Source organism: Anaplasma marginale str. Florida, from assembly GCF_000215485.1.
Lineage (GTDB): Bacteria > Pseudomonadota > Alphaproteobacteria > Rickettsiales > Anaplasmataceae > Anaplasma > Anaplasma marginale.
Window position 1 is genome coordinate 1 of the sequence record NZ_AFMS01000168.1, and the last position, 7,061, is coordinate 7,061.

The window sequence follows — 7,061 nt, forward strand, 5'->3', positions numbered from 1 at the left end:
AGATGTATTAAGGGCTTAATTTCAGTGTCAGAAGTTCATGCTGCAGTAGAGGGTCTGAATCTGTGGTATGGCAAGAAGCAGATTTTGTTCGATGTTAACCTAGATGTGTACAAAAGGGAGGTTACTGCCCTTATAGGGCCGTCTGGGTGCGGCAAGTCCACGTTCTTGCGATGTTTTAACCGCATGAATGACTTTGTTCCAGATTGCAAGGTGGAAGGCAAGATTGACATTGAAGGGATGGACGTGCACTCGCCCGACACTAATGTTGTGCTGCTGCGGGCAAAGGTTGGTATGGTGTTTCAGAAACCGAACCCGTTTCCCGACTCGATATACAAAAACATAGCTTATGGGCCTAAGCTGCATGGGTTAGCCAGAAACAAGAGGCGGCTTGATGACATCGTTGAGGAAAGTTTGCGACGTGTAGGGTTGTGGGATGAACTGGGCGGACGGCTGAAGGATAGTGCGTGTAAGCTTTCTGGTGGGCAGCAACAGCGTCTATGCATAGCCCGAGCGATTGCGGTTAGGCCTACTATGCTGTTGATGGACGAACCGTGCTCTGCGCTTGATCCTGTGGCTACAGGTGTTGTGGAGAATTTAATCAAGGAGCTAAAGAAGAATTTCACGATAGTGCTGGTCACTCACTCTGTTAAGCAGGTACGAGAAGTTTCGGACAGGGTCGCGTTTTTTCAAGAGGGCAGAATAGTTGAGCACAATACGACCAAAGAGGTGTTCAAGGCCCCGAAATCAGAGGAAGTTAAGGGATATCTAGCTGACCACTTATAGCGGTTCATAGCGCAGCGCTCCTACCGGAACCCCCCTGTATGTGGGGGAGAGGCCAATGCCCTTTATAGCTCTCGTACAGCCTGCCTATATAGTCTGAAGGTTTTCTGCAGCATAACCAGGAATTGATAGTGCGGGTGCGCTCTTTCTATCCCCTAGATGCCACCAACATGAAACATAGCGTAGCTTTTGTTGGTTACCTAGGTGCGGTTGGGGTTTTCCCGCTTGGGGGGGGCTGCGGCGATGCCGAGTCCGGTGCTGCCCCGCGTTTTCCGAGCCAGTACTCATATTCTTGCTCTAAGGTTTCTCCCGCTATCGCCCTTCTTACGCGCTGCATTAAGCTGTTCATGAAGTATACATTGTGTATCGTAATAAGGGTGTATGCCAGTAGCTCCTTGGCTTTTAGTAGATGGTGGAGGTAACCCCTTGAATGGTGATTACAGGTATAGCAGCCGCAATCTTGCTCGATGGGAGCCAAAGAACGCGCAAATTTGGAGTTGTATAAATTAACATACTCCCTGTCCGGTGAGATTCTGTTTTCGGGCCTTACCAGCGCTGCCCCGTGTCTTGCTATCCTGGTGGGATATACACAGTCAAACGTGTCTACGCCGTTCATTACTCCGTGCAAAATGTCGCACACATTGCCGATACCAAGCAAATGCACGGGCCTGCTCTTGTCAAGCAAACTGGTGGTCAAAGAGACGGTATCATACATCTGCTGTTTATGTGACCCAAGCGAGCCACCAATTGCGTTGCCAAAGAACGGAGAGCTGTTAGCAAACTCGCAACTGACGCGTCTAAGATCACTATGCACTCCACCCTGTATGACGCAATACAAAGCTTGCGTTCCGTCTGCGGTTTTTTGAAATTCCTCTAGTGACCTCAATGCCCAGCGGTTGCTCATGTGCATAGACTGTGCTGTATACTCGTAACTAGTGTGGAAAGGGGTGCACTCGTCCAATACTACGACAAGATCTGCCCCTAACATGCGTTGGATATGCATGGATTTTTCGGGAGTCAGATGATGCAGCTGCCCGTTGATGTATGACCTAAAAATTGCGCCGCTCTCATCTATCTTGATGAGAGAGGAATTAGCCCGCCTTCTTTTGCCTTTCAATTCCTCCGATACTGAGCCGTATCCAAGGCTGAAAATTTGATACCCTCCAGAGTCGGTCAACATTGGCCCTTTCCAGCCAAGCATGTTATGCAGCCCTCCCAGCGCGGCCACCGTTTCTGCCCCTGGTTGCAGCATAAGATGATATGTATTAGAGAGCACGATCTGCGTGCCGCATTCTTTGACAGTTTTCATGTCTAACGATTTTATAGCGGCCTTTGTTGCGCAGAAAATGAACGCTGGGGTATACAACACCCCATGGGGGGTGGAGATTACACCGACGCGCGCCCTATTGTGCTGTAGCAGGACGTGAAAATTGAAGTTTTGATACAATCTGGCGTACATACAAATCAGCAGTAGCCATGGTAGGCCATTTACCGGTATGCCGCATCAAAAAATTTTTTTGCGTTCTTAACATGTGTGCCTGCCAGATTTATGGGTGGGTTGTTAGGTAGTTGATGGCTGTTTGGCTTGCAGAGTGGGTTCTTTTTGAAAAATGCTATTGCCAACCTCGATTTTCTGGGCCATAATCCGAGTATTGTGGGTGAGGATTGAACTGTGGCTGTACCCAAAAGGAAGAAGTCGAAGTCGCGTCGCAACATGCATCGTTCGCATTTGGCGCTGTCTGCCGCTAACGTCGTTATTGACCCAACTACCGGGGAGTATAAACTTCCCCATCACGTGTGTTTGGGGGGCTACTACAACGGGAAGCAAGTTACTGAGTCTAAGGTTTAGTGGTGCGTGACAGTGGCGCATGCGTGTCAGTAGCGCTTGACGCTATGGGGGCGGATCTCGGCCCCGAGGTTGCCATTAAGGGGGCTGATTTGGTTCTCTCCGGTGCTGTGCCGTGTAAGCACAAAGTGCATCTTAGCATATATGGTAAAGAGAGTGCTGTGCTGCCGGTGCTTGGTAAGTATAAGCTGGTAGAGAAAAATAGCGTCTTCATTGACACGCCGGATGCCGTATTGTGTGACGACAGGCCGTCTTTTGCACTCAGGCACCGCAGGAAGTCAAGCATGTGGTGTGCAATAGAAGACGTCAAAAAGGGCGTGGTTGCTTCTGCGGTTTCTGCGGGTAACACCGGTGCCCTTATGGCGATATCCAGGTATCTTTTAGGTACGTTGCAAGGCATAGATCGTCCAGCTATTGCTACTGTACTGCCCTCCAGGAAGGGCAGTTTTGTTGCACTAGATTTGGGTGCTAATGCCGAATGTGCTCCAGGCTTACTCTTTCAGTTTGCGATTATGGGCAGGGCATTTGCGAGGGCTGTGCTCGGCGTTGAGCATCCCAAAGTGGGGCTGTTGAATATCGGTGCGGAAGATACAAAAGGCACTTACAACATTCAAGAAGCGTTCGCGTTGATGCGCGACGCAAAGCAGGACATTAATTTCTACGGATACGTTGAAGCAAAAGAGGCGTTCGACGGGGTGGCGGATGTTGTTGTTGCTGATGGCTTCTCTGGCAACATTATGTTAAAAACCTGCGAGGCAGTTGCCGGGCTCACGCTTCATATACTCAAAAAGGAAATCTGTTCTTCCCTGATGGGAAGGGCTGCAATGCGCATTTTACGCTCTTGCTACTTCAAGCGGACTAGTGGCAGCGCTCTGGATGTAAGGTCGTACAATGGTGCCGTGCTATTGGGCCTCAACGGCATCGTGGTGAAAAGCCACGGTTCGGCCGATGCCACGGCATTCGCCCACGCGATAAAAGAGGCTGTATGCGTGATTAGCCAAGGAGACATGGCGAAAGAAATGATCTCAGAAGTAAGTAATGGTTGATGCGAAGATCTGTTTTTTGTGGTGTGGGGGCGTTTTTGCCTGCGAAAGTCATCACCAATGATGATCTGTCGCTCATGGTTGATACCACGGATGAGTGGGTTTTTCGAAGAACTGGTATAAAACGCAGACATGTAGTGGAAGAGGGCGATACCGTGTCTGGTATGGCAACTAAAGCTGCTGAGATTGCGCTAGAAGATGCGGGGGTATCGGCGAGCGAGGTTGACCTTATAATTGTTGCAACTGCAACTCCGGACAAAACGATGCCGAGTTGTGCAACGATGGTGCAAGGAAATCTGGGTTGCAAGAACGCAGCTGCGTTCGATATAAACGCCGCCTGTTCGGGTTTTTGTACGCTCTGTCGATTGTAGATAGCATGATAAAGGCTGGCCAGGCTAACATTGCCCTGATCATAGGGTCCGAGGCAATGTCTAAAGTGGTCGATTGGACTGATAGGTCTACATGTGTGCTATTCGGCGACGGTGCGGGGGCATTTGTGTTCAAGGGGCAGGACGAAACGGAAAAACCTGGGGCCGGAGTTATGTCCACTCTCTTGTGCGCTGATGGCTCACTTGGTAATGTGCTCTACACAAACGGTGGGGTTGCCTCTACCGGCAAGGCTGGGTACATATGCATGAAGGGTACCGTGCTATTTGAGCATGCGGTGGTTAAGCTATCATCCGCTATTTCAGCACTGCTTGAAAGTAGTGCGTTGGATGTTGACTCGATTGACTGGTTTATTCCCCACCAAGCCAATGTACGAATTATTGACCTCGTTATCAACAGGCTGGGGCTTTCCAGGGATAAGGTCATCTTGAGTATAGATGAGCACGCGAACACTTCGTCCGCATCCATACCGCTTGCGATGTACGAAGCTAAGCGTGCAGGCAGAATCAAAAAGGGCAATCTAGTACTGTTTGCCGCAATAGGAGCCGGCATCACGTGGGGTGTGAGCTTGCTCAGACTGTAGCATCTGTTGAGCATACACGTGGCCCATGGTTGGGAACGCACCTCGGGGGAGGGAGGTGTTGTGTGGTAGGGACCGCGAGTCTACACGGTTGTGGTCCTTAACTCAGCTGATAGGAAGCCGCGCTCCGCACTATGGTTGGTGCTGCTGGTTCCGTAGCTTATAGAAAAAGCTTTTCAATATCTCTGCGTTTTCCCGCTCGAGGAACCCACCGTATACCTCAGGGATGTGATGGCAAAACCTAAAAACTCGGGCGCCGTGCTCTACTCCCCCGCATTTTGCATTGTATGCGCCAAAATATAGCCTGCGAATTCTTGATAAAGATATCGCATATGCACACATGGCGCACGGCTCAAGCGTTACGTACATATCACAATTGTCCAGCACGTGAGTTGACAGGTGCAAACAAGCCTCTCTGATGGCGAGCATCTCCGCGTGCGCCGTCGGGTCTGAGTTGCGAAGCGTGAGGTTGTGCTTGCTAGATACTACAACGCCGCGCTCATCGACGACTACGGCACCTACTGGAACCTCAGCCGGTGAGCTGACCGCCTCCTGCATTGCTAGCCTCATGTAAGGGGATTCTGACAGCATCATCACGTTTTAAACACTGTTTCAAGCATAGGACAATAGCAGCCGTGCGTAAAGGTGTCGTAATGTACATAGTGTGTTACTCCCGACTTAACAGTGATTGGTCCTGCGTAACAGACACTTTGTGTATACGCTATAGTATGCTAGAATCAACGCGGGTGCATGTCCGAGTTTGTATGTGATAAAGAAGTTGCTAGGGCTGATACCGGGTTCTGGGATCGCAGGGGCTGCGCTGAAAGGTACCGCTGCGTCTGTCGGGCTGATCGCGTCTTTACTACTGTTCATTAAGCCGGTGAGAAGGCGTGTGTGCAGGTGCCTGAAGAATATTCTTCTCTGGCCGTTCAGAACACTAAAGAAAGGACTTGGCCACGTTTGGCAGGCCCTAAAGAAACTGCTGCACAAACTGTTGAAGGCCGTTGATGCCTTGTTGTCCGCCGTGCGGCGCCTGGTTGCAAAGATCGCTGGCCTGTTCGGCTATGAGTCATCCGAAACATCAAGCGAGAAATCCGCTGATGAGCACGATGTGGATGAGACGTTAACAGATCAGGAAAAGTACAATATTGAGAAAGAAGACAAGCTACTCAAGAGGGACTTTTCATCTGCACAAAAACGTGACGTTGCCGATGGTGGCGCAAAGTATGAAAGTGCTGCACAGATTGTCGGGGTGGCGGAGCCCATAGGTAAGTGGACTAAGCTTGTGATGTCGGAAAGGCAGGAAAGCCTAGCTCGCTTGTTCAATGCAGGTGCCAGGGGCGGCGATAACGGCGAGCTTCCCAATGGATTCTGGCAAATGTTTGTTCGTATGCCCAGTAGATTTCAGGGCAAATATATCGCAAGATCTAGATAACTGTCTGCTGTTGGTTTGCAGCGTGGCCCCATGGTGGTATAATCCCCAGGGTGTTGTTGGGGTTTTTAGTGCAGGATTTAAAAGAGAGCAGCACGCTAGGTGCTATAGGCGGCCTGCCTAGCAACATCGAGGCTGAGCAGATGCTAATCGGTGCGATGTTGAGGGACAACAGGATCTGCGATGCTCTGGAAGATATAATAAGTGCAGACGTGTTTTTTGATCCTCTGCACGGGCGGATTTTTGACCAAGTGCTCAAAATCAACCGGCGGGGCCTTGCTGCCAACGAGATTAGCCTGAAGATGTTTTTTGACAATGACGAGGCGTTGATCGAATGTGGTGGTGCCGAGTATTTGGCCAAAATTGCGGCTAAGGCAAGCGTGGTTTTTGACATAAGAAGCGTGGCGCAGGCTGTATTTGATGCGCACCTTCGACGCTGCCTAATTGCCTTTGGGAACGATGTTGTGGGCAATGCGTACGACTATGACTCCGACAACCCTGCAGAGCAGCAGATAGAAGATGCGGCACAGCGGCTGTTTGTACTGGGGAGTAGAGGTAAATCTGACAGAAATTATCACAAGTTCTCAGTATTGGTGGAGGACGTAAGAAAAAAAATCGAAGCCGCCAAAGGCGGTGCAAATGCCCTACAAGGAGTGTCTGTGGGGCTTAGGGATTTAGACCAACTGTTAAATGGGCTGCAGAATTCCGATCTGATAGTCGTAGCCGCGCGTCCTTCTATGGGGAAAACAGCTCTAGCTCTGAATATGGCACTAAGCGCCTGTAAATCCCTTAAAAACGACGGAAAGAGCGTTGGGTTTTTCTCCCTTGAAATGTCTGCAGAGCACATTGCTTCCAGGATCATATCGATAGAGTCTGAAATCAGTTCCTACAAGGCCCTATCGGGCAAAATTAGCAGCACGGATTTGAATCAAGTCTTGAAAGCTAGCGAGAAGATATGCGATTTGCCGCTGATAGTGGACGATTCATCCGTTT

7 protein-coding genes and 1 pseudogene are annotated in these 7,061 nt (G+C 50.0%); 6 read left to right on the forward strand and 2 right to left on the reverse strand.

Going from position 1 to position 7,061, the window contains the following annotated elements; genetic code table 11:
• Positions 1-24 precede the first annotated feature (24 nt).
• Positions 25-783, forward strand: coding sequence for a phosphate ABC transporter ATP-binding protein PstB (gene pstB, locus GAC_RS04665; RefSeq protein WP_010265176.1), 759 nt, complete (start codon positions 25-27; stop codon positions 781-783).
• Between the two features lie 193 nt (positions 784-976).
• On the opposite strand, the gene tgt is transcribed toward pstB, so the two are convergent.
• Positions 977-2,239 carry a tRNA guanosine(34) transglycosylase Tgt gene (gene tgt, locus GAC_RS04670; protein WP_012659034.1) on the reverse strand — a complete coding sequence of 421 codons (1,263 nt, stop codon included), beginning with the start codon at positions 2,237-2,239 and terminating at the stop codon, positions 977-979.
• Between the two features lie 213 nt (positions 2,240-2,452).
• On the opposite strand from tgt, the gene rpmF reads away from it, so the two are divergent.
• The 3 genes and pseudogenes from rpmF to GAC_RS04680 all read left to right on the forward strand — a co-directional run bounded on the left by rpmF (position 2,453) and on the right by GAC_RS04680 (position 4,639).
• Positions 2,453-2,629: a 50S ribosomal protein L32 gene (rpmF, locus tag GAC_RS05560; RefSeq protein WP_010265167.1), complete on the forward strand. Its 177-nt coding sequence runs from the start codon at positions 2,453-2,455 to the stop codon at positions 2,627-2,629.
• Complete coding sequence (plsX, locus tag GAC_RS04675; RefSeq protein ID WP_010267981.1) at positions 2,629-3,672, forward strand: phosphate acyltransferase PlsX; 1,044 nt, start codon at positions 2,629-2,631, stop codon at positions 3,670-3,672. The genes rpmF and plsX overlap by 1 nt, the downstream gene beginning before the upstream one ends.
• A pseudogene (locus tag GAC_RS04680) lies at positions 3,672-4,639 on the forward strand (beta-ketoacyl-ACP synthase III). Before plsX ends, GAC_RS04680 begins: the two are co-directional and overlap by 1 nt.
• A gap of 129 nt (positions 4,640-4,768) precedes the next feature.
• Here GAC_RS04680 and GAC_RS04685 read toward each other — a convergent pair.
• Complete coding sequence (locus GAC_RS04685) at positions 4,769-5,230, reverse strand: nucleoside deaminase (protein ID WP_080510991.1); 462 nt, start codon at positions 5,228-5,230, stop codon at positions 4,769-4,771.
• 172 nt (positions 5,231-5,402) lie between these two features.
• On the opposite strand from GAC_RS04685, the gene GAC_RS04690 reads away from it, so the two are divergent.
• Both GAC_RS04690 and GAC_RS04695 read left to right on the forward strand, forming a co-directional pair.
• A complete protein-coding gene (locus GAC_RS04690; protein WP_010267974.1) occupies positions 5,403-6,071 on the forward strand; it encodes a hypothetical protein in 669 nt (222 codons plus the stop codon).
• A gap of 53 nt (positions 6,072-6,124) precedes the next feature.
• Positions 6,125-7,061: DnaB-like helicase C-terminal domain-containing protein (locus GAC_RS04695; RefSeq protein WP_037349616.1), on the forward strand; the 937-nt coding region annotated here is incomplete at its 3' end.